Annotated in this window: 25 protein-coding genes and 1 riboswitch; of the genes, 9 read left to right on the top strand and 16 right to left on the bottom strand. The window is 35.8% G+C overall.

The window, feature by feature from the left end; all coding sequences use genetic code 11:
- Positions 1-164 precede the first annotated feature (164 nt).
- The 7 genes from D2K60_RS05850 to D2K60_RS05820 all read right to left on the bottom strand — a co-directional run bounded on the left by D2K60_RS05850 (position 165) and on the right by D2K60_RS05820 (position 8,177).
- Entirely contained in the window at positions 165-524 is a 360-nt protein-coding gene (locus D2K60_RS05850; protein WP_117169031.1) for a YolD-like family protein, read from the bottom strand.
- Complete coding sequence (locus D2K60_RS05845; RefSeq protein ID WP_117169030.1) at positions 525-1,778, bottom strand: DNA polymerase IV; 1,254 nt, start codon at positions 1,776-1,778, stop codon at positions 525-527. It lies immediately after the preceding gene.
- A 78-nt stretch (positions 1,779-1,856) separates the two neighbouring features.
- Complete coding sequence (locus D2K60_RS05840) at positions 1,857-3,344, bottom strand: o-succinylbenzoate--CoA ligase (RefSeq protein WP_117169029.1); 1,488 nt, start codon at positions 3,342-3,344, stop codon at positions 1,857-1,859.
- A gap of 77 nt (positions 3,345-3,421) precedes the next feature.
- Positions 3,422-4,240 (bottom strand): 1,4-dihydroxy-2-naphthoyl-CoA synthase, encoded by an 819-nt coding sequence (menB, locus tag D2K60_RS05835; RefSeq protein WP_117169028.1) that lies wholly within the window; start codon positions 4,238-4,240, stop codon positions 3,422-3,424.
- Between the two features lie 2 nt (positions 4,241-4,242).
- Positions 4,243-5,052, bottom strand: coding sequence for a 2-succinyl-6-hydroxy-2,4-cyclohexadiene-1-carboxylate synthase (gene menH, locus D2K60_RS05830; protein ID WP_117169027.1), 810 nt, complete (start codon positions 5,050-5,052; stop codon positions 4,243-4,245).
- A complete protein-coding gene (gene menD / locus D2K60_RS05825; RefSeq protein WP_117169026.1) occupies positions 5,033-6,787 on the bottom strand; it encodes a 2-succinyl-5-enolpyruvyl-6-hydroxy-3-cyclohexene-1-carboxylic-acid synthase in 1,755 nt (584 codons plus the stop codon). The genes menH and menD overlap by 20 nt, the downstream gene beginning before the upstream one ends.
- Positions 6,774-8,177 carry an isochorismate synthase gene (locus tag D2K60_RS05820; protein WP_117169025.1) on the bottom strand — a complete coding sequence of 468 codons (1,404 nt, stop codon included), beginning with the start codon at positions 8,175-8,177 and terminating at the stop codon, positions 6,774-6,776. Before D2K60_RS05820 ends, menD begins: the two co-directional genes overlap by 14 nt.
- 307 nt (positions 8,178-8,484) lie before the next feature.
- On the opposite strand from D2K60_RS05820, the gene D2K60_RS05815 reads away from it, so the two are divergent.
- Together D2K60_RS05815 and D2K60_RS05810 are read left to right on the top strand one after the other, a co-directional pair.
- On the top strand, positions 8,485-9,432 hold the full coding sequence (locus tag D2K60_RS05815; protein ID WP_117169024.1) for a 1,4-dihydroxy-2-naphthoate polyprenyltransferase: 948 nt from the start codon (positions 8,485-8,487) through the stop codon (positions 9,430-9,432).
- A 75-nt stretch (positions 9,433-9,507) separates the two neighbouring features.
- On the top strand, positions 9,508-9,891 hold the full coding sequence (locus D2K60_RS05810) for a hotdog fold thioesterase (RefSeq protein ID WP_117169023.1): 384 nt from the start codon (positions 9,508-9,510) through the stop codon (positions 9,889-9,891).
- Positions 9,892-10,025: 134 nt separating this feature from the next.
- On the opposite strand, the gene D2K60_RS05805 is transcribed toward D2K60_RS05810, so the two are convergent.
- Both D2K60_RS05805 and D2K60_RS05800 read right to left on the bottom strand, forming a co-directional pair.
- Complete coding sequence (locus D2K60_RS05805; RefSeq protein WP_117169022.1) at positions 10,026-10,613, bottom strand: ECF transporter S component; 588 nt, start codon at positions 10,611-10,613, stop codon at positions 10,026-10,028.
- Between the two features lie 150 nt (positions 10,614-10,763).
- A riboswitch (FMN riboswitch) is annotated at positions 10,764-10,904 on the bottom strand.
- A gap of 98 nt (positions 10,905-11,002) precedes the next feature.
- On the bottom strand, positions 11,003-12,061 hold the full coding sequence (locus tag D2K60_RS05800) for a M20/M25/M40 family metallo-hydrolase (RefSeq protein ID WP_117169021.1): 1,059 nt from the start codon (positions 12,059-12,061) through the stop codon (positions 11,003-11,005).
- Between the two features lie 95 nt (positions 12,062-12,156).
- On the opposite strand from D2K60_RS05800, the gene D2K60_RS05795 reads away from it, so the two are divergent.
- Positions 12,157-13,155, top strand: a complete 999-nt coding sequence (locus D2K60_RS05795) for a potassium channel family protein (protein ID WP_240335248.1) — start codon at positions 12,157-12,159, stop codon at positions 13,153-13,155.
- A 38-nt stretch (positions 13,156-13,193) separates the two neighbouring features.
- Here D2K60_RS05795 and D2K60_RS05790 read toward each other — a convergent pair whose 3' ends face one another.
- On the bottom strand, positions 13,194-14,540 hold the full coding sequence (locus D2K60_RS05790; RefSeq protein WP_117169020.1) for a glucose-6-phosphate isomerase: 1,347 nt from the start codon (positions 14,538-14,540) through the stop codon (positions 13,194-13,196).
- A 207-nt stretch (positions 14,541-14,747) separates the two neighbouring features.
- On the opposite strand from D2K60_RS05790, the gene D2K60_RS05785 reads away from it, so the two are divergent.
- The gene (locus D2K60_RS05785) at positions 14,748-14,987 is read left to right on the top strand and encodes a DUF378 domain-containing protein (RefSeq protein WP_117169019.1); all 240 of its coding nucleotides are present in this window, start codon (positions 14,748-14,750) and stop codon (positions 14,985-14,987) included.
- Positions 14,988-15,027: 40 nt separating this feature from the next.
- Here the strand turns inward: D2K60_RS05785 and yugI are convergent, their stop codons facing one another.
- Entirely contained in the window at positions 15,028-15,441 is a 414-nt protein-coding gene (gene yugI, locus D2K60_RS05780) for a S1 domain-containing post-transcriptional regulator GSP13 (RefSeq protein WP_117169018.1), read from the bottom strand.
- A 405-nt stretch (positions 15,442-15,846) separates the two neighbouring features.
- Here yugI and D2K60_RS05775 point away from each other — a divergent pair, with 405 nt between their 5' ends.
- Positions 15,847-17,016, top strand: a complete 1,170-nt coding sequence (locus tag D2K60_RS05775; protein ID WP_117169017.1) for a MalY/PatB family protein — start codon at positions 15,847-15,849, stop codon at positions 17,014-17,016.
- Positions 17,017-17,047: 31 nt separating this feature from the next.
- Here D2K60_RS05775 and D2K60_RS05770 read toward each other — a convergent pair whose 3' ends face one another.
- The 4 genes from D2K60_RS05770 to D2K60_RS05755 form a co-directional block, all read right to left on the bottom strand.
- Positions 17,048-17,623: a superoxide dismutase family protein gene (locus D2K60_RS05770; RefSeq protein ID WP_117169016.1), complete on the bottom strand. Its 576-nt coding sequence runs from the start codon at positions 17,621-17,623 to the stop codon at positions 17,048-17,050.
- Between the two features lie 84 nt (positions 17,624-17,707).
- Entirely contained in the window at positions 17,708-18,910 is a 1,203-nt protein-coding gene (locus tag D2K60_RS05765; protein WP_117169015.1) for a cation:proton antiporter, read from the bottom strand.
- A 7-nt stretch (positions 18,911-18,917) separates the two neighbouring features.
- A complete protein-coding gene (locus D2K60_RS05760; protein ID WP_117169014.1) occupies positions 18,918-19,406 on the bottom strand; it encodes a cation:proton antiporter regulatory subunit in 489 nt (162 codons plus the stop codon).
- A gap of 104 nt (positions 19,407-19,510) precedes the next feature.
- A complete protein-coding gene (locus D2K60_RS05755; protein WP_117169013.1) occupies positions 19,511-19,774 on the bottom strand; it encodes a phosphocarrier protein HPr in 264 nt (87 codons plus the stop codon).
- Between the two features lie 259 nt (positions 19,775-20,033).
- Here D2K60_RS05755 and deoD point away from each other — a divergent pair, with 259 nt between their 5' ends.
- The 4 genes from deoD (at position 20,034) to D2K60_RS05735 (ending at position 22,893) form a co-directional block, all read left to right on the top strand.
- Positions 20,034-20,741, top strand: a complete 708-nt coding sequence (deoD, locus tag D2K60_RS05750; protein ID WP_117169012.1) for a purine-nucleoside phosphorylase — start codon at positions 20,034-20,036, stop codon at positions 20,739-20,741.
- Positions 20,742-20,864: 123 nt separating this feature from the next.
- Positions 20,865-21,455 carry a biotin transporter BioY gene (locus D2K60_RS05745; RefSeq protein ID WP_117169011.1) on the top strand — a complete coding sequence of 197 codons (591 nt, stop codon included), beginning with the start codon at positions 20,865-20,867 and terminating at the stop codon, positions 21,453-21,455.
- 141 nt (positions 21,456-21,596) lie between these two features.
- The gene (locus D2K60_RS05740; RefSeq protein ID WP_117169010.1) at positions 21,597-22,070 is read left to right on the top strand and encodes a divergent PAP2 family protein; all 474 of its coding nucleotides are present in this window, start codon (positions 21,597-21,599) and stop codon (positions 22,068-22,070) included.
- Between the two features lie 514 nt (positions 22,071-22,584).
- The gene (locus tag D2K60_RS05735) at positions 22,585-22,893 is read left to right on the top strand and encodes a hypothetical protein (RefSeq protein ID WP_162880709.1); all 309 of its coding nucleotides are present in this window, start codon (positions 22,585-22,587) and stop codon (positions 22,891-22,893) included.
- A 41-nt stretch (positions 22,894-22,934) separates the two neighbouring features.
- Here the strand turns inward: D2K60_RS05735 and D2K60_RS05730 are convergent, their stop codons facing one another.
- Positions 22,935-23,621 carry a 3D domain-containing protein gene (locus D2K60_RS05730; protein WP_117169008.1) on the bottom strand — a complete coding sequence of 229 codons (687 nt, stop codon included), beginning with the start codon at positions 23,619-23,621 and terminating at the stop codon, positions 22,935-22,937.
- Between the last annotated feature and the right edge of the window lie 45 nt (positions 23,622-23,666).

The following is a 23,666-nucleotide window of genomic DNA, read 5'->3' as shown; positions in this document are numbered from 1 at the left end:
TACGAGCGTTGCTGATTTATATCAGAAAAATAAGTAGCTGCATTTCAAACTATATTTTAGGCAGTAATTTTTTTATCAGTACCTCTAGTTTATTGGCTATTAACTAATTCGTCAATGATTTTGATAATCTTTATCATTTAATCTTATCACTCGCTTCGGGAATTCTACTCGATATTATTGTTTTCTATCGTCAAATCAAGTATCTCATCAAGCGATACCCAACTGATTCCGTCAATTGTAACTAGCTTAATTCGTTGTTCCAGCTCATCTACTTTCATTACTTTTCCAATAACATATAGCGTTTGATAAGGGTCAAACACTTTAATTTTAATCGTCTTTTCAAAATATCTGGCTTCTACAATTTGCTCAGAAAAAAGGATGATTTGCTGTTCATCTAAAATTGGCTTTGCTTGTTTTTTCAGTTCCTTTTGATGTGCCCGTAAGACTTGTTTATGTTCAGGGAGCATCATCCTGCTTGATTCCCACATCAGATTGTATCCAGGTGTTAATTTATTTGGCTTCATCTATAATCCTACTCCTTTATCGTGTCCGCCAATTTTGCTCGCTCTAACATGTGCTTGGCCTGCCTCCATAAGAGATGAGGCTCTTACAATTGCTGTTGGTCCATATTTTTGATAAATACCGTCCATCGTTTCATTTAACCTAACTTTTTCTAATGTATCATCGAATAAAGACAACTGATAAGCGTCTGCTTTTTCTAGCTGTGCTAAGGTTATACCAATTCCCCTTACAGGAAGGCCATCCCAATACTTGTGAAATAACTGTACAGCTGTTTCATAAATATCGAAACCAAAGGCTGTTGACGTAACTAATTTTTTTTGACGATTAAATCCAGTCGAAACTTCGGAAGTGCTACTACCTTGTACATTGATTGAAACGGTCTGCCCTATATAGTGGTGTGCACGTGCGCGACGTGCAACTTCTTCACTTAGCTCTAATACAATAACTTTAATTTCATCTAACTTTTGATAATCTCGTGGCAGTGTCATGTGATGCCCTACCGCTTTTTGTTCTTGATGTGTTGTGGTTGTAACTGGACTTTCATCGATGCCATTCGCTGTACGCCACAATAATTCTCCGTTTATTCCCCAACGCTTTTGCAACCACTTCACTGGATAATTTGCCAGGTTACCAATCGTGTGTAGCCCCATCTTCTGCAAATGCGCTTCCATTTTTCGTCCCACACCGAATAGTTCGCCGATCGGAAGCGGCCATAGTTTTTCTTGTAAATTACTTGGATCTAATCGAAAAATACCATTTGGTGATTTTTTTGCAAATGCATCACAAGCCATTTTAGCCAATACTTTGTTCGATCCCATCCCAATTCGTGCTTTTATACCTACATCTTCAAAAATAGTTTGTTGTATTTTTTCCGCTATTTGTTGTGGTGTACCAAATAAATGTTGACTACCTGTAATATCAATAAATTGTTCATCAATCGAGTATACTTCAATACAATCAGTAAATTGCTCTAAAATCTTTGTTATATGATAGGAGACATCAATATATAACTGCATACGTGGCCTTACCATTACTACTTCTGGACATTTAAGTTGGGCTTCCCATAATGTTTCAGCTGTTTTGATTCCATATCCTTTTGCGATTGGACAAGCAGCTAAAATAATCCCACTTCTTCTTGCTGGATCACCAGATACCACAAGCGGCTTATTCTGATAGTCTGGGTTTGTTGCCTTTTCAATCGATGCGTAGAAAGATTGCATATCAACCAAAAAAATCACTTTAGACACGCTTAACATCTCCTCAAAATAAGAACCTGCGTTCGTATATATAGTATATACGAACGCAGGTTCTTTAATCAATGGAAATTGTTTGCTTTATTCTTTTATATTTTGTTCAAGTCGGGTTACTAGTTGATGACGGAGCAGTTTATTAGAGGCATTGCGAGGCAAATTGTCCACAATATAAAAAGCTCTCGGAATTTTATATTTAGCTAATTCATCTCTACACTGTTGTTTCACTAAATCTAGATCGAGTTTATCTTCAACTATTATAAAAGCCACAGGAACTTTTCCCCATTTTGGATCTTCCTGTCCTACTACTCCAGCTTCTTTAATTCCCTTTATACCTACTAACACGTTCTCTATTTCAGCAGGGTAAACATTCTCCCCACCAGATATAATTAGGTCTTTTCTTCGATCAACGACATATAAGAAGCCTTCTTCATCAAGATAACCTAGATCACCTGTTGCAAGCCAACCTTGGTGTAAGACAGCAGATTTATTTGCCGCTTCATTCTGATAATAACCCTTTGTCACCATTGGGCCTTTCACAAAAATTTCACCAATTTCTAATGGATTGGCCTCTTTCTTGTCATTGATTACTTTCATTTGCGCAGTAAAAAGAGCCTTTCCAGCTGATCCGATTTTTCTTAATGCCTCATTTGGACTTAAGGTTACAATTTGTGAACTCGTTTCGGTCATTCCGTAAGTTTGAAAAACTGGAATACGTTTTTGCCTTGCTTTTTCTAACAGATAAGCGGAAGCCGGTCCTCCACCAAGCAACATACATCTGAATTCCGCTGGATAGCTTTTAGCAGCTAATTCCTCCATTAAACGATCTAACATAACGGAAACAACAGAAACGATTGTCACGCCTTTATTCATAATCGCTTGATGAATGGACTCCACTTCAAACTTCTCTAATAAGTAGATTGGCATACCGTAAATAACACTCTTCATTAGTAAAGAGAACCCACCAACATGGAATAAAGGTAACGTTGCTAACCATTTATCTTGTTTATCAATACCTAAATTTAAGGCAGAAGCAATTGCACTTGACCAATGATTACCATATGTATGAACGACACCTTTTGGTTTTCCGGTTGTTCCAGACGTATAAATAATTGAAAATATATCATCGGGATTCATTTCTATTTTTAAATCCCCTACTATTTCTGGTTGTTTTTCTACTGTTGTAAAGGAGACAACCTTTACAACATCTGGTTCAACAAACCCTTCTATATAACTTTGATCTTCCGATGTAGTTACAAGGTGCCTTACGTTTGCATCTTCTATTTGAAAGGCTAATTCACTTTTAGAAAGACGTGTGTTAAGTAACACGATAACTGCACCCAAATAAGATAAACCATGAATAGCTATAATCATCTCGATACTATTTTTGGAATGAATCGCGACATGTTCACCTTCTCGCACACCAAGAAATTGCAGTTTTTTAGCAAATTGTTGCGCACGATATCGAAGAATAGAAAATGTGACTGGAGGAACGAAAGGAGATTCAATTGCTAATCCATCCGGTGTAATATCTGCTTGTTTATCTAACCAATGAGGCATTTTTTCTGTCATAATCGCACATCCCCTTATGTAAGAAAAAGACGAACATTTTCTTTCTCATGCTCGCCTCTTGTTTAATTAAAACCATATTATGGAAAACGCGGAAACTGTTTAAAGTCTGGATCACGCTTTTCTTTAAATGCGTCACGGCCTTCTTTTGCTTCGTCTGTTGTATAATAAAGCAAGGTCGCATCTCCACCCATTTGTTGCATACCTGCTATACCATCTGTATCAGCATTTAGAGCTGCTTTAATGAAACGTAAGGCAGTTGGGGATTTCCCTAATATTTCTTGGCACCACTGCACGGTTTCAGCTTCTAATTGATCTAATGGGACAACTGTATTAACTAAGCCCATATCCATTGCTTCTTGTGCACTGTATTGACGACATAAGAACCATATTTCGCGCGCCTTTTTTTGTCCAACGATATGTGCTAAATAACCTGCACCGTAACCTGCATCAAAACTACCAACTTTAGGACCTGTTTGACCAAAGACAGCATTATCAGCTGCAATTGTTAGATCGCAGACAATATGTAAAACATGCCCACCACCAATTGCATAGCCAGAAACCATTGCAATAACGGGTTTTGGAATAACACGAATTAAACGTTGTAAATCTAAAACATTTAAACGCGGAATTTGGTCATCTCCTACATAACCACCATGACCTCGAACCTTTTGGTCACCACCCGAACAAAATGCTTCATCTCCCGCTCCTGCAAGAACGATAACACCGATGCTTGAATCATCTCTCGCATCTGCGAATGCATCGATAAGTTGATGCACTGTTTGTGGACGAAATGCGTTACGCACCTCTGGTCGATTAATTGTTATTTTAGCAATCCCATCATTCTTATGATATAAAATATCACTATATTCTCTCACACTTTCCCATGTTACTGTCATCATTATTCCTCCATATCATTAATAAAATCTTTTACTATTGTATCAAACTTTTGCTTTTTTTCCACATGAACAGCATGGCCAGCATTAGAAACAATATGTAGACCCATTGTTTTTGAGCGCTGTACCATCTTTTTAGCAATTGCAACAAATTTTTCATCTAACGCGCCTACAATGACCAAAACGGGTACAGTGATCGTTGCTAACTGATCCCACCACGAAGGTTGTTTCCCCGTTCCCATACCACGTAACGAGGATGCAAGGCCTTTTTCAGATTGTGCTAGACGTTCATTTCTTATTTCGTTTTTCACTGCATGTGATAATGTCTGTTGTGTAGCAAATAACGGCAAGCTTTCCCACTGATCAACAAACGCTAGTATACCATCTTTTTCTATTGTTTCTGCCAAACTATCGTCTTTTGTTTGTCGAGCCACCTGTTCATTCGGTGAGTCAAGACCTGGTGTAGCACTCTCCAAAGTAAGCGATGCAACCATTTTAGAGTGTATTAGTGTAAATGATAAAGCTGCCCTACCACCCATTGAATAACCAACTAGATGAACTTGTTTTATCGCTAATTGGTTAAGGATCAAAGCTAGATCTTCACAGAAATCTTCCATTCGAACAGGGTCATTAGATTTCGTTTGACCATGACCAGGTAGGTCAAGTGCAATACAATGATAAGCAGAAAAGGACGCCATCGTTTCACGCCACGTTTTATTACTTCCAGTAAATCCATGTAAAAAAAGAATCGGAATGCCTGTTTTATCGCCATTTTCTTCTATCCAATAAGATCGATCATTTACGGTTAGATACATCGTATTCACCTTCCAAATGCCTAGCAATGGTTTGCCATTTTTCTTCATGCCATGCGACATTATCTATACGATTCGTTTTTAGTTCAATAACCGATAGACCTTCAGTTTGATAACTTTTTTCTAATGCTGTTTGGAAAGCATGCCAATCAGCTGGACTTGAATATTGCCCTTGGTATAACGTAACAACATGAGAAAAATCTAAATCCATTGGCGTACCAAATAACTCCTCATAGTGCTCTACTTCTTGTTTTGCCTGTGGTAAAAACGAGAAAATCCCTCCACCGTTATTATTCACTAAAACAATCGTTATGTTCAAGGAATAGTGCTTTGTCATAAATAGACCATTTTGATCATGGAAAAAAGATAAATCACCAAGTAATAATGTCACGCGATCAACAGCAGTAGCCGCACCAAGCGCACTAGATGTAACCCCATCAATTCCATTCGCACCACGATTTGCTAAAATACGAATTTGTTTATCCGTATTAAACCAAAAAGTATCTACATCACGAATCGCCATGCTATTACCGACGAAAAATGTACTATTGTCCGGTATAATCTTTTCAATAAACTGGACGACATGTCCTTCTGTTACTACTTGAGTTGTGTTTTTTTGTAGAACTTCTTTTGCAATACTATTACCTTTTTGCCAATCCTTCAGCCACTGTTGATCAAAATGAGGAACAGGGTTTGTTACTAATCCTTCACAAAAAAGTTGCGGATCAGCGTATATAACAGTAGATTGGTGACCAATTGGCTCACGATATCCTTCTGCTTCTTCTACTACGTAATGAACAATTTGCGTGTTTTCCTTTACCCACAATGTATAAGGTTTAGATACAGGCTGAGCACCAAAACGAATAACAAAATCCGGCTTAAATAGATCCCTTGTTTGTTTATGCTTTAAAATGGCGTCGTAACTTTCGATTACATTACTTTTGTCACAATCACCTGAACGTAATTGTGATAATGGATCAGCGAATAATGGTAATTGCCAAGCATTTGCTAGTGCAATGATCTCTTTTTGAGCCTGCTGGTCTTCCATAGGCCCGCACACAATAATACCTTTTTGCATTGTTGAAAACTGATTATGTAAAGCTGTTAACTGCTCCTTCGAAAGCTGTTTCTTTCCCTGATTCACTTCCAAATGTGGTGTATCTTTATCTGCACACCACAAATTTTCTAATGTAAAGTCAGGAACTAAAGGCTCCCGAAAAGGGAAGTTTACTTGCACAGCAGCACGGTTAGCTGTATTTGCAGTTTTATAGGCAGCTGAAGCCTTTCCTCTTACATAAGTTCCTTGCTGATCAGTTAGTTCAGGTAAACTCATATCATGAAACCATTTTACATAATCGCCGTATAAATGGATTTGATTAATGGCTTGCGGAGCTCCAACATCTCTTAGTTCATGAGGACGATCTGCTGTTAAAACAAGTAATGGCACCCTACTGTAGAAGGCCTCAATAATCGCAGGATAATAATTCGCTGCTGCCGTACCAGAAGTACAAACAAGTGCAACAGGACGTTTCGTTTGCTTCGCTATACCCAGTGCAAAAAAAGCAGCAGAGCGCTCGTCCATATTAACCCAATGTTTAATGGATGGAAAGGCTGCAAAGGATAGTGCAAGAGGCGTTGACCTGGAACCTGGTGAAATAACAACGTCTCTTAATCCATTTTGGTACAGTTCATCAACAAAACGTGTTACGTAGCGTGTTAAACTTTCAGTATGGTTCATCCATTACACCCCCTAAAGCTGTCAACATCGGTGTGAACTTCATCATTGTTTCTTCATATTCCTCTTCTGGAATCGAATCTTTTACAACACCACACCCTGCAAATAACGTGGCTTTTTTATGTTGCACGACTGCAGAACGAATTGCTACAGCAAATTCCCCATTTGCATATGCATCTAGCCAACCAATTGGGGCACCATACCAACCACGATCCAAGGATTCGTATTCTCGAATAAAAGTCAATGAAGCCTCTCGTGGTAAGCCACCTAATGCCGGTGTTGGATGAAGATCCCTTAAAACATCAAATATCGTGAAACCTTCCTTGAGTTTTGCTACCACAGGTGTATATAAGTGTTGTAAGTTTTTTAATGGATAAACTACTGGTTCAGCAGGAATATCGATTGCTTCACAATAGGATTCTAATGCTCCTCGAATCATATGAACAACATGATTATGCTCTTCCCTATTCTTCCTATCTTCCAATAGCGCCTGTCCAATTTTATCGTCTTCAGCTTTTGATTTACCACGTGGTGCAGTCCCTGCTAAACACGCAGAAAATAACTGTTGATTATCAATACGTACAAGTCTTTCAGGTGTCGCACCAACAAAACAATCCTCTTCCTTTTCAATCGCAAAAACAAAACTTAATGTTTGATTGCTTGTTAATTCTTTTAAAACAGAAACAATTGCTGGCGGTTCAGCAAAATCCACTTCCATTTTTCTCGCTAATACAATTTTAACTGCTTGCCCTTGATTAATTTTCTTTGTAGCTTGTTTTACTAGTTGTTTCCAAATTGTTGGATCGCTTTCTGATTTGTTTTTAAGAACTGGTAACGCGTGCTTTACTATATGTGGTGAAATTAGCATGTTTTTTTGTTTTTCAATTTTTTCCTGTAACTGATGCTTTTGATCTGATTCTTTTATGTGCAAATTAACCGTGAAATAAAAATCTTCTTTATCTTTCGTCAACAAATAAGTAGGCACGCGAAAATAGCTACCGTTAAAATTATCCCATAATGGCGTTTGACTACTCGTAGTATCAAATGGGAAAGCACCAATCGCAATTGGACCTGTGCCAGGCTGTTTGTATTCATTATAAATAATAGCGTCTTCTAAAAGACGTTTCCATTGTTTTTCTGTATTTTGATAATAAGCATCATCTGCATGCATCGAAATCGCTGTTCCTGCACCAACTAAATAAAAATCATCAGGTACACTACCCCAAAATAAACGATTTTCTTCTAAAAACTTCGCTTGTTCAAAAAAAACATGTGGATCAACTGGATCAATTTTTTCTGTAAAACTGAGCATTTGTGCCGTATTATTTATTTTTGCTTTTTTAATTGCCTCATCTAATAAAATATCTAGTTGTTTTTTTTCTATATCAATCATGTGTGCTACCCTCCAATAATGATAGGGGTTATCTATTAAGGCTTTGATCCATAATATATGATACATCTATTCACTATTTTTATTAACTTAAAACTTTCCCCTTTTATATTTTATGCTGTTTCGCAATCTTTCTCAACAATTTGATTCCTTACCAATAATTTTTTATTCAATTTGATTGACACGACTTCTTTCCTTCTCTAAACTTATAATGTTATTATAGATTATATTAGCGTAATTATCAGGTTTAAAGACAAGATAATAAAAAGAAATTGCGCGTTATACGTCAGTTAGGAGAGAAATAAGGATTATGCAATCATTAGAAAATAGTACCATAAAATCAACATTGAACGAAAAACCGGGTTTTCATGTGTGGTGGAGGTTACTTCGTCCGCACACATTAACCGCTTCTTTTGTTCCAGTATTCATCGGTAGCATGTTAGCTCTATTAGATGGATCGTTAAATATCTTACTGTTTTCTGCAATGCTTTTAGCCGCAATGCTTATTCAAGCAGCAACCAATATGTTTAATGAATATTACGATTATGTCCGCGGACTCGATAACGAGAATTCTGTTGGAATCGGTGGAACAATTGTCCGTGATGGGATTTCCGCAAAAACTGTTTTAACACTGGCTTGTAGTTTCTTTTTACTCGCGATGTTATTAGGTGTTTATATTTGTTTAGAGTCTAATTGGTGGGTCTGCGCTGTCGGTTTATTCTGTATGTTAATTGGTTATTTATATACAGGCGGACCATATCCAATTGCTTCCACACCGTTTGGAGAAATTGTTTCTGGATTTTTCATGGGAACGATGTTAATCGGATTTAGTTATTTCGTACAGACAATGGAAATATCAGGTGATATGCTCTTAATCTCCATTCCTTTAGCAATTTTCATCGGATTAATTATGCTTTCTAATAACATCCGCGATTTAAAAGGTGATAAAGCGAACGGTCGTAAAACAGTTGCTATCTTACTTGGACATGAAAAAGCAGTCAAATTGCTTGGATCTTTATTTTCTATTAGTTATCTTTTGACTGTGCTATTTGTTGGTATCGGACTTTTACCATTCTGGTCGCTTCTTACATTATTGAGTATTAAAAAAGCGAAACAGGCTATTAATGGATTCCAAGGAAAAACCACTAACGTCGAAATGATTCCAGCTATGATAGCAACTGCACAAACAAATACAATTTACGGATTTCTACTAGCTTTATCTTTGTTAATTCAATTCTTTATTCCTTTTTCTTTATAGAATAGAACGTATACGTACAGAAAAGCAGACATTAAAAATTGTGTCTGCTTTTTTCATAAGAGAGGTGGTATTTAAATGGATTTAAACGGAACATTAATGGAAGCGTTAGAAATGGAAGTTATGATAGCACAGGCAGATTTAGTTGAAATTAAAATGCCTGTTAACGAAAAGACACGGCAACCAATGGGTTATTTACATGGCGGAGCAAGTGTAGCATTAGCTGAGTCAGCCGCAAGCATTGGATCCTTAGTAAATATTGATGCCAGCAAATACAATATTTTCGGAATAGAAATTAACGCTAATCACATTAAAAGTAAGAAGAATGGCTGGGTGATCGCTCGTGCAAAACCAGTGCATATTGGTAGAACTACGATGGTATGGCAAATTGACATTGTTGATGAATCAGATAAATTAATTGCTACTTCACGCTCTACAATCGGCATTGTAGAAAAACGATAATTTTTTGATTGAATGAATTGTGCGTTCGCTCGATTCCAGCTGTGTTCGCCCGATTCAAAAGTCCGCTTTCTCAAATTAAATTATCTCAATCAAAAAAGCAGGTTTCCTTTTAAGGGAGCCTGCTTTGATATTTTTTATCCTATCGTTGCCCTTTTTTGTTCAATCCATGGTTTAAGCTTTATATATAATGGAACAAATAACACCGCAAAAATAATTCCTTTCACTACATTAAACGGTAGTACACCAACTAGGACCGTACTTAACTTGACTGTACTACTCATTGTTTCCCAGCCCATAAACCAACTATAAGCAGGTAAAATAACAAAGTAATTTAGTACACTCATTCCTAAGGCCATCACGACAGTACCAGTTACTAATCCAGAAACTAGACTCTTATTACCTTTAAATTTATGATATAACATCGATACTGGAACAACGAACAATACGCCAGCTATAAAATTTGCGACCACTCCAATTGGATCTCCTGCACCTGTAAAGATTAAATATAATAAATTTTTAATTGCCTCGACAATTATTCCTGCCATTGGTGTAAACAATAGTGCTGCAATTAATGCTGGAACTTCACTAAAGTCAATTTTTAAATACGGTGGTAAAAATGGTAACGGAAAGTTTATAAATAATAATACCAACGAAATTGTACCTAATAGAGCTAGAATAATTAATTTTAATAATTTTGATGATTGCGATTTAGTTGTTTGCAATCTAATTCCTCCTTCATCTTTATCGATTCTAATCTTGATGAAGGTAGAGCAATCCTTTAGACATTATAAAAACCCTAAAACCAAATGGGGGCTTTTAGGGTTTACACATATCAGGAAATAAAGGTATACATACATATACCAAATTTTGCTCCTTATCTTCTCCCATCCAGACTTTAACTGTCGGTCCCGGATTTGCACCAGGTCCACCACTATGAAAGTGGGTCACGGACTAAAAGCGATCTAACGCTTATCACCGTCGGTCAGGAATTTCACCCTGCCCCGAAGATAGAATCGATATTTAATTAATCTTAGTATACAATAAATTAAAAACATTGTGAAGGGTTTTGCATGTATTTCTTTTCACAAAGTTTAACTTTCAAGAAATCGCCTTATTCATCTAATGGATTTAAGCTTTCTTTTCCAGTCATACCAGCTATCATTGCAACTAACAAGTCAATTTCTTCATCAATATCTTTAATGCTAGCTGTTTCAACAGGTGAGTGCATATAGCGCAAAGGTAAGGAGACTAAACTAACTGGCACACCACGTCCTGTTAAGCGCATTTTATCAGCATCTGTTCCCGTCATGCGTGGAGTTAGCTCATATTGCACGTCCATATTTAACTGTTTCGCAGTTTCCTCTAATAGGATATTCATTTTTCGATTAATTGGTGCTCCTTTTGCTAACACTGGCCCACCATCTAAACGAATGTCTCCATGTTTATTTTTATTAACACTTGGATAATCCGTAGCGAACGTTACATCACACGCAATTGCCATTGTTGGTGCAATTCCTGCTGCTGCAAAATAAGCACCACCCATGTTTGTTTCTTCATTCACTGTACTTGCGGCATAGACACCTACCTTTAAATCTTTATCAGAGAGTCTACGTAATACCTCAGCAACGATAAATGCACCTGTACGGTTATCTAAACCTCGTCCCGTTATGTAGCGATCCATCAATACTTCTGGTTCGCGTTGATATACCGCAAGATCACCAATTTGCACAAATGCTGCGATTTCTTCTTTTGATTGTGCACCACAATCTATGAAAAGATCTTCTACGTCAAAATCACCTTTAATACCACCATGATGTTGCGCATTAACGCCGATAACACCGGTGATTTTCTTACCATAACCTAAAACATCTACCTTCATGCCAACAGCCGCTTTTGGATTAATTCCACCCATTTTATCAAAATATAAAAAACCCTGTTCATCTAAACGATTGATTACAAGTGCAATTTCATCACTATGACCAGCTAATAAAATTTTAAAATCAGCTTCTTTATTCAACACACCAATTACGTTACCTGCATGATCTGTCATGATCTCATCTGCAAAAGGCTCAACATAACGCATCCATTTTTTTTGAATCTCCATTTCCATACTTGATGGAGATGGTGTTTGTAGTAGTTCCATTAAAAACTGTTGTCTCTCTTTTTCCATTTTTGTATGACCTCCTAAATAATCTATTAACATCATATCAAATTTTTTGGTAAATACTAATCTTTAACTTTAATTTTTGGATAGGAAGTGAGAAATTGCACCTTTATAAATTTTGGCAGTATTATTTTCGTTTACCTAATTTACTACGCTTACTAGCAACCGTATTCATACTAATGTTTAGCTTTGGTCTCCTTATACACTTAATCGAACCCGAGCACTTCACGACTATTTTTGATGGTATTTGGTGGGCATTTGTGACAGGATCAACGGTTGGTTATGGAGATTATATTCCATTAAGTACACTAGGCAAAATCCTTGGTATTCTTTTAATACTAACTGGTGGTGGAGTTGTAACTTTTTATATGGCAACCATATCAGCTACAACCATCAAACAAGAAGAGTCACTATCAAAAGGGGATATTACCTTTAAAGGAGAAAATCATATTATTTTCATTGGTTGGAATGAACGGACAAAACAGCTACTTGAGATGATGGATAAACATCATAAGAAGGAGGAATTTGTCTTAATTGATCATTCCTTAAATCAACTTCCTTACAAAGAACACAACCTTCACTTTATTCACGGTGATCCAACTGCAGATGATATTTTAGAAAAGGCTAACGTTCAGGCCGCAAAATATGCCATCGTTACAGCAGATCCAGCAAAAAAAGAACGTCAAGCAGATCAAACAAGTATCTTAACAACAGTAGCATTACGTGGAAACAATCCAACAATTCAAATTATCACAGAAATTCTTATGAAAACCCAAATTTCAAACGCGAAACGCGCCGGTGCAGATACAATCATTCGTTCAAATGACTTTATGAGTACCTTGTTTTATCATGAAATCTTTCGTACCTCGTCGTTACGACCATTTGAATTATTACTAGAAATACTATCGAATCAACAATTTTCTCAATGTGCTTTACCTGAAAAATTAGTAGGAAAAAACTTTTTAGAAGTATCCGATTACTATGTCTGCTCAGAACGTTTACTTATCGGAATAATACGTAATGGCGAAGTGAGTTTGAATCCACCTTTTGAGCAAATCTTAACTAAAAAAGATATACTTCTTTTGTTAGAAGGCATGTAAAAAGGCTCTCAATTTAATGAGAACCTTTTTTCTGTATCTTATAATCTTTTCTCTAGTTCTTCTTTTTCTTTTTCAAATCCTGGTTTTCCAAGTAATGCAAACATATTTTTCTTATATGCCTCAACGCCAGGTTGATCAAATGGATTAACACCTAGTAGATATCCACTAATTGCACATGCTTTTTCAAAGAAATAGACAACATAACCAAAAGTATATGCATCTAATTTAGGTAAATGAACGATTAGATTCGGCACTTGACCATCTGTGTGTGCAAGCATCGTACCCTGATAAGCTTTTTCATTTACAAAATCAACCGTTTCACCAGCAAGATAATTTAGTCCATCTAAATCTTGTCCATCTTTTTCAATCGAAATCTCAGATGGGGATTCAAGCACATGTAAAACTGTTTCAAAGATATCACGACGACCTTCTTGCACATATTGTCCTAGTGAGTGTAAATCAGTTGAAAAGTTTGCTGAAGAAGGATAAATTCCTTTATAGTCTTTTCCTTCACTTTCACCAAATAATTGTTTCCACCATTCAGAAAAGTACTGCAATGATGGTTCATAATTAATTAACATTTCAATTGTTTTTCCTTTATTGTATAACACGTTACGAACAGCTGCGTATTGGTAAGCAGGGTTCTTGTCCATGTCTGGCTCACTTAAGTCATGCTGTGCTGCTTGTGCACCTTTCATCATTGCGTCGATATCAACACCACTTGCAGCTATTGGAAGTAAACCTACAGCTGTTAAAACAGAATAACGACCGCCAACATCATCAGGAATAATAAACGACTCATAGCCCTCTTCAGTTGCCAATGTTTTCAAAGCACCTTTTTCTTTATCCGTTGTTGCATAAATACGACCTTTTGCTTCTTCCGCTCCGTATTTTTCTTCTAAAAATTTACGGTAAATACGAAAAGCTAATGCAGGTTCTGTAGTTGTACCACTTTTAGAGATAACATTAATCGAAACATCTTTATCTTTTAATAAATCAAATAAGTCATTCATATATTTTGAACTAATACTATTACCAACAAAGATAATTTGAGGTGTATCACGCTGTTCTTTAGGCAATGCATTATAAAAAGAATGAGTTAACATTTCAATGGCAGCACGTGCACCTAAATAAGAACCACCAATACCGATTACTAATAAGACATCGGAGTCAGATTTTATCTTTTCAGCAGATTTTTTTATTCGTGCGAATTCTTCTTTATCATAATTTTCAGGTAGATCTATCCATCCAAGAAAATCACTTCCTGCTCCTGTCTGATTATGTAACATATCGTGCGCTAATTTTACAGGTTCTTTTAAATAATCTAATTCATGCGTACCGAAGAAAGATAATGCTTTATCATATTCAAAACTTACATGTGTCATTATTAACCCTCCATTTTTTATTAACCGTTACTATACTAAATGTACCTAAAGTTACCACTTAAATCAAGTAAGAATAAATAAGAAAGCACCGAAACAGCGATACGCTAAAGAAAAATATCTTTTATTAATCAAAAACTACTTCTCTTCGCATATTTTCAACAAAATTAGTTAAGCTATAGAAGAATTAAAAAAAAAGGAGGAGTTTACTTGAACACGTTACAACGTATTACATTACTTCTTATTATAATTGGCGCAATTAATTGGGGACTTATCGGATTGTTTCAGTTTGATTTAGTCGCTGCTCTTTTCGGAGGTGGCGAACAAAGCGGTGCATTTGCTCGTGTAATTTATACTCTAGTTGGTATTAGTGGGCTCGTTTGTATATCATTGTTATTTAAACCATCTGAAGAAGTAGTTGGCGCTAGAAGTCCACAACCAGAAAAATAAGAAAAAGCCTTTCAGAATTCTGAAAGGCTTTTTCTTATTTTTACTTTTTATTAAAAGATTGTGAGCGTTCTTCGGATTGTTCAATCCACTCATTTAATTTGTCTTTTAATGTGTTAAAACCAGCTTCTTCTTGTTGCTGTTGTTGTTGATATTGCTTAAAGTTTCCACCTTGAGCTTGTGCTTTGCTTGGTTTTTCTTGCTGTTTTGGTGCTTCTTCTGTAGCGCGAATAGAAAGTGAGTATTTATTTTTTGCTTCATCGATAGATAAGATTTTAACTTTCACTTCATTACCTACTGCGATAAACTCATTAATGTCTTTAACAAATCCGTGTGTTACTTCAGAAATATGAACCAACCCTTGAATTTGATCATCTAATGCTACAAAAGCTCCGTATGGTTGAACACCGGTAACTTTTCCATCTACTACTTGACCTTCTACAAACTTCTCTGACATGCTAACAACTCCTATTTTTTAATCTCATTGCCTCTAATATTTAGACTTATGCTTGTATCTACTATTTTCCTTACACGCAATTATTAATTTTAACATAAATGTCGTAAATAGCACAATAAAATTTTTCAAAAAATTAAAAATCAGGTTTAACATACGTACATTAAGGTAAGAATAAGTAATGTAAAGGTAAGACTTTCTCGTATTCCCCCTGTGAAAGCAAAGCGCTCGTTTAGGCTTTGCTTATTTTTTTGTGCCTCTTACTTTTTGCAAAGAAAGCCATAAACTCCTATGTTACTTGACGAGACTCTTTTCATTCGATAAAAAAATTTCAAAGAATCGAAGTTTTTTTCGAATCATGTTATAATTTGTTAAATATCACATCTTTTTAAAAGGAGGAATTTATATATGTCATCATTATTTGAAAAATTACCAAAACGAGAAAATACCCGCTCGGTAAAATGGGATATGGTTAAAACATTGTACGGTGCAGAAGATGTACAACCAATGTGGGTGGCTGATATGGATCTTCCAATCGCTGAACCAATAAGAGACGCATTGGTAAATAGAGCGGAACACGCAATATTTGGTTACACGCTTACCGACGATAAATTAAACCAAACAGTGAAAGATTGGCTACTTCGTCGACATAATTGGGATATTAAAAAAGAATGGATTATCTATAGCCCAGGAGTAATTCCTACATTACATATGGCGATCTTAAACGTAACAAACCCAGGTGACAGTGTGCTAATTCAAACACCTGTTTACCCACCTTTTTATGACATTGTGAAAAGTCATGACCGCAAATTAGTCACCAATCCACTCGAATACAAAAATGGTGCCTACGAAATTGATTTTGATGATTTAGAAACTAAATTCAAACAAGGCGTAAAAGCTTTTATTCTTTGTAATCCGCATAATCCAGTAGGAAGAGTTTGGTCAAAACAGGATTTAGAAAAAATGGCCGCACTTTGTCTGCAATACGACGTATTCATGTTATCAGACGAGATACATGCTGATTTGATTTTCGATGGTAAGAAACATATTCCAATTGGTTCACTTTCAAATGAAATAAATAATCGTACGATTACATGTATGTCCCCTACTAAAACATTTAATTTGGCTGGATTAAATGTTTCTTATGCGATTGTTCCCGATAAAGATATTCGAGTGGCAATGCAAAAAGAATATCGAAAATATGGCATGACAATGTTAAATGCAATGGGAATTGCAGCACTCGACGCTGCTTATACAGATGGGGAAAGCTGGTTAGATGATTTACTGACACTATTAGAACATAACCGCAACATTCTAATAGAAGCTTTTCAAGAGAGACCAGAGATAACTGCAATCCGTGCTGAAGGTACTTATCTCATTTGGCTTGATTGTACAAATATGGGTCTTTCACATGAAGACTTAAAGAAATTCATGCAAGAGGAAGCTAAAGTCGGTTTAAATGACGGAGTTTCATTTGGTAAAGAAGGTGAAGGGTTCATGCGTATGAATATTGCAAGCCCAACAACCTATGTACAAGAAGGTATTAACAAAATAATAGCCGCATTAGATAAAAAGTAAAAGAAGAAGAGTAGTACATCAGATAAATGTACTACTCTTTTTCTTCTTTTTCATTTTCTGTTGGATCTGTAGGCGCTTCGTCATTCTTTGCTTCTTCTACAGTAATCAATCCACAAGCAACTCTTTCCCCTGCGTCACCTGCTGGTTGCGTCACACCATCATCTTGTTTCGCATGAATAATAAGTGACGTTCCATCATTTTGAAGTAAAGATTTCTGACCCTCAGTTAAGGTCGCACCACCAATAAGTAATTCAGCCTCAACTAAACCACCATCTTCTGCCTCAATATTAGGCATATCACCAAGATGTGCGCCTTCTGGATGCATCAGTCCGTGCTCATTGTCTTCAGGATTATAATGGTTCCCTGCGGATTGGAAATCAGGCGAATCACACTTTGCATATTCATGAATATGTATCCCATGTAAGCCTGGTTCTAAACCTTCAACTGAAACTTCAACTGAAACACCTTCAGAATTTTCGGTAAGTATCGCTGTTCCTATTGCATCATTTGAACTATTATACATTGTCACTGTCAGAGGAGAATAATCATCCTGTTGACAAGCTACTAAACTAAGTATACATACTATAAATAAAATGGTTTTTTTCATCTAATAAACAGCTCCTGTTCATGAAATCCGCTGATCATTAGTATGTCCAGTTATGGTATTTACTAATCAAACGCATCTAGAAAATTAATAGATTTGTTTTTCATTTTTAGAAGTAGGCACACGTAAATCTTTTTTCTTTGGAATCGGTTTACCATATACCATATTGGTAATCTTTGGAGCCCATTCAAACAAGAGCATTCCAATAAACGCTGCACCGATAATATAAATTCCACTTAATACTTGAGCTGTTCCTGTTGCCACTGTTGCAATAACGACTGAAAACTCACCTCTTGCACATAAAGAAAGACCTGCCCTCAGGGACACTCTTTTTGATAAGCCATACCATCTTCCGCCAATTACACCGACAAGCACCTTAGATGATACCGACCAAATAAGCAGCGTGATTAATAAAAGCGGCATAGGGAATCCTGCTCCCAATTCAATTGATGTTCCAAAATATAAAAAGAAAGTCGGTAATAAAAGATCTCGAATTGGAATAACTGCATGTTCCACTCTTTCAATCTTGTTTATTTCCGCTAACATCATGCCTGCTAAAAATGCACCTAATACTTCTGAAAGGTCAAGCAATAATGCAAATCCACCAAATGAAATAGCAATTCCTATTAATAACGCGAATTTAAAATCCTCATCATCTATTCTATCTATAAATGTTCCAAAACGTTTGAAGAGTGTTTTGCCAAGTATAATTGCAAATACAATAAGTCCACTAACTTTTAATAATATAAAAGCTAAATCAGACGGCACAAACTCTCCACCACCTGCGCTCATTCCAATTAAAACCGCAATAATAATTGGGGCAACTAAATCTTCAAAAATCAATACAGCTAAAATAAATTCCGTTTCCTTGTTTGCCATTCTACTTTTATCATCTAACAGTTTGGCTGTAATGGATGAACTTGTTGCATAGGCCACGCCACCAACTAAGAAGGCATTAAATAAACTCATTCCAAATCCAAGTGCTATTAATGTAGACACACCGAGGCTTAAAACTACATCCAATAAACCCGAAGTCCAGATTTTTTTTGCAATACTTCCAAGTCTTTTTACACTAAACTCTAAGCCTAATATAAAGAGTAAAAGCACAATTCCGATTTCACTAACAAAATGCAGAATTTCATTGTCACTTAATTGATCGGCCAAAAGTACCCCAAATAAAATATAAAGAATAACACTTGGAAAATTAATTTTTAAACTTAAAAAACCCAAATAGAATATGCCAAGTAAAACAAGACCTGCTACTAGTAAAGTTGGAAAATCACTTAGCACAACCGAATCATTCCTCTCCTTTACACAATGCTTCTAACATTGCTAATTGATCTTTTTTACCAATTGCCATTAGCACATCTCCTGGTTCCAGGATACGATCTGCTTCCGGGATTGCGATCATCTCATCCCCTTGGACAATTCCAATAATTGTTGTACCTGTTTTATTACGAATTTCTGATTCTTCAATTGTTTGATGTGTAATCGATGCTTTATCTGTTAAAGTAATATAGTCAATAACAATTTGCTTTTTAAACATTTTTAATTGATGTGCATTTACAGGTTGGTATGTTGCCCCTAATAATTGGGCTCCTAATTCTCTTGTTTCATCTGAAGTAAGATCCATCGCAAAATCAGCTTCGTCTCCATCCACATCATCAAAAAAATATAATTCACGCTTTCCAGTGTGATGTACAATAACCACAAGCATGCTATCTTCGGCAGTCTTTAATGTGATTTTTTGGCCAATTCCTGGAAGTTGCGATACAGAAACATTCATATCTAACACCTCTTATATTTTCATAGTTATCTATGGTTATTAGTATACCATATCAATTATTAGCCAAACAAAAAAGCTAGAATATACTTCTAGCTCCTGGTTTCTTACTCACCTAAATGTTCTTTAATTGTTTCTGAAATTCCTTGAATCGCTTGTTCTTCATCTGTACCCTCTGCAGTTATTGTAACTTCAGCACCTTTTGGTACACCTAGTGACATAACACCCATAATTGACTTTAAATTTACCGCTTTACCATTAAAATGCATTTCAACATGAGCTTCATATTGTCCAGCCTTATTTACTAATAAAGTTGCAGGTCTAGCATGAATACCTGTATCATCTGTAATTTGAAATTTTTGTTCTTTCATTCTTTTCTCCTCCAATTTATATACGTTTTCATTTCACTAATAACAAAAGGTTCCATTAATTAAAAACTGTGGAATGACTACTTATAAACATTATATACGAAAACTTGACTGGAAGAAACAGAAAAGAAAATATTTATAAAACGATTTCATTCTCATATCACTTGTATGATTAAGGTAGCCATTTTCAAGAAATTTGTATTCGACATATTGTTACGTTATTATTAATATTATATTGAATTGATTTTTGGGAGGCAGACAAATGAGTGTACATATTGGAGCAAAACAAGGTGATATTGCAGATAAAATTCTATTACCAGGAGACCCACTACGTGCTAAATATATTGCAGAAACATTTTTAGAAAACGCGTTTTGCTATAATGAAGTCCGTGGAATGTATGGCTATACTGGTACATATAAAGGAGAAAGAATTTCTGTACAAGGTACTGGTATGGGCATTCCCTCCATTTCTATTTATGCTAATGAGTTAATGCAAAGTTACAACGTACAAAAGTTAATACGTGTAGGAACATGTGGTGCGATTCAAAAAGATGTAAAAGTCAGAGATGTTATTCTTGCTTCAACGTCTTCAACAGATTCACAAATGAACCGTATGGTGTTTAATGGTATTGATTATGCACCTACAGCAAATTTCGAACTATTGAAAAATGCATATGACACTGGTGTAGAAAAAGGCTTGCACTTACGTGTAGGTAATGTCTTTACTAGTGATAGTTTTTATCGTGATAACGCTCCAGAACTATTAGAATTATTAGCGAAGTACAATGTACTAGCGATTGAAATGGAGACAACTGCACTTTATACGTTAGCAGCTAAATTTGATCGTCAAGCACTTTCTGTTTTAACTGTGTCTGATCATATTATAACGGGAGAAGAAACGAGTGCAGAAGAACGTCAAACAACATTCAATGAAATGATAGAAGTTTCACTTGACGCAGCAATAAAATAGAAATCAGAAAAGGATTACGTTATTGGCTTGCGTAATCCTCTTTCTATCATATATTGTAAACCTTTTTGAAACCAGGTTGACAATAGGTTGTGATTATTTTATGATCTGTGCAGGAGGTGTCATATGAAAAGATTAACTGCACTTGATATTACATATGGTAGTGTTTTTGTTTGTTTAATGGCAATTGGTGCAAACATAGCTATTTGGTTTCCTTTTTTAGCAATTCCAATTGGTGGCATTTCTGTACCACTATCATTACAAACTTTTTTTGCAATTATGGCTGGACTATTATTAGGTAGAAAACTCGCATTGTTATCAATATGTGCTTATATTTTAATTGGTATTGTAGGTGTACCTGTATTTGCAAATATGCATGCTGGATTATTTGTTTTATTTGGTTATACTGGTGGTTTTATATTGTCTTATATTTTTGTTGCCTATATAACTGGCTGGTTATCAGAAAGACAAAAAAAATTCAAATTAGGATCAGCATTTCAAATTGCTCTTATAGGTGTAATTGTTAACTATTTAATTGGCGTCAATTACATGTATCTTGCAATGAACACCTGGTTAGGATTAACGATATCTTATTCGATAACATGGATCAGTATGATACCATTTTTCGTGAAAGATGTCGGTATAGCAATTATTGCAGCTTTTCTTATTATCAAGATAGTAGATCGCATACCTAAGCCAACTATTCGATCTGTATAAAAAAGTCAATAATTCGTTTTTGTCAAAAAACAGATTGATTCCGTTCAATTAATTGCTGTGCTATAATAATATTTAGAAATTTGATCGCGAGCTATGATCAAATTTTAAACATAAAGGTACACGTGAAAGGATGAATATCGGTTGGCTTTGTTTGAAAATTTCCCATTGTGGGCAGCACTAATTTCAATTATCTTCGCACAAGTGGTTAAGATTCCAATTCATTTTATTGCAACAAAAGAATTTAATCCAGGTTTAGCCTTTAGTACTGGTGGGATGCCGAGTAGTCATTCTGCAGCTGTTGCTGCTGTTACAACTGGAATTGGTATAGAGCACGGTGTGTCTTCTGGTTTGTTTGCCGCATCTTGCGTTTTTAGTATCATTATTATGTTCGATGCTACTGGAATAAGAAGACAAGCTGGAGAACAGGCCATTATCTTAAATATGCTCGTCAAAGATTTTAATTACTTTATTGAGGAAGCTAAAGTCTGGTCAAAGAAAGAAGAATACCAGAAAAAAGAAGAGTTAAAAGAATTGCTTGGACATCAACCCATTGAAGTTTTCTTTGGTTGTATAACAGGTATTATGCTTGCACTATTACTCTATCCACTCTTTTAAAAAGCGAAAAAGAAACTATGTAGTCTTAAAAACGCATACATGTAAGGCGTAAAGATAGTAGGGATTGATTATCCTTACTATCTTTTTTATATAATTTCACAACTTTCGCAGAGTGAAACGAGCATTGAAGTATTGGTATAACTAGGAAGTCTCCCAATCCAAAATTGAAGTTGATTTATTGCTCTTTTCGTATGCATCATTGAATTGTATATTACGGACTTGTTAGAAACTGCGACGTAGTTATAAGTTATGCTTGTCCTTGCTGCGTCAGTAAATGGTCTCGCTTTCCGTGGGCACAACCTCAGCTATCTATAGAAGCAAAGAACACTTCTATAGAGGATCTTCGGTTTGTGCTGTTCCCACTGGAGTCTCAACCATTTTCTTCCTTCGCATAATAGCGTATCTTTTCGACTTGTAATTAATTTATACTTTTTTAATATTGGAGTGTACTAAACTAGCGTATCAAGTGAAATTGACGACACTCCAGCAGGAACAGCACGGGCTGAAGATCCACTTGGAAGCGTTCTTTGAATCCAAGTTAGCTGAAGTCGTGCCTGCGGAAAGGGAGTCAATTTCAATTGAGAAGCGGGTCAATAAATTCTGTTACGTCGCAGTTGATGATTTATATCGACGTAAGATTATTGCACCTCCTTTTATTTATGAAATGAGAGCTTATCCCCATGCCTGGGAAAGTATAGTCTATTTTCTAAGAAAGTTGAATCATTCAGCTGAGTTGAAAACTAGTTCACTAAAAAAATTTCAAAAAAAAGCCTGTATCGTAGATTATCAAGTAATCATTGATACAGGCTTTATCTATCGGTAACTCGTTCCTCTTACTTGAACAATCTTAGCAATCGATATTCTTTAACTCTCTTTCACTTGATCTCTGAAAACTTGTAATGCTTCATTTTCATTCAAACTTTCCAGCGTTTCTTTGACAAGTACCCCTGTTCCCTTTTCAATCAAATAAACTTCTACGTCTTTCTTACCCCACTTTTGATACACATCTTCAACTGTAGGATAATATAAGTCAATTTTATTCCCTTTGATTGCTCCACCTTTATCTGCCACAACACCGTAACCATAACCAGGTATATAGAGAATTGAACCTATCGGATAAACAGTTAAATCTGCAGCAATAGTAGAATATAAATCTCTGGTTACTTCCACACCAGAATAAGTTATTCCATATTGCGGATGATCAGAAGTCTTACCAGTCGACTCAACTCCTGCTGTATAACCCGTAGCTATAACCGTTTCGCTTGGGTATGCTTCAAGATCAATCGTATCTTCTAACTTATCAGGAACTACTACTTGTTCACTAGATATATACGATTGTTTTGGTTGTTTATTATTTAATTCTTTTTTTGTTAATTCTACTTGTTTAACAGGCTGCTCTGTGATGGTTCGTGTGGATAAATCATTATCTTCAATTCCCTCTAAAAATTCTTGTGCAGAAACATTCGTCATTGCTGTTAGTGTTGTAAGACATGCTGCAAAGAAAACAAATGTCATACCAAATCTTCTTAAACAGGTTTTAAACCAAACCATTTTTTACACCCTCTCTGGGTGTCAGCTTTACCAAAATGATTTGAT

The sequence above is a fragment of the Paraliobacillus sediminis genome, from assembly GCF_003426055.1.
This window is presented reverse-complemented; position numbering and strand designations above follow the sequence as displayed.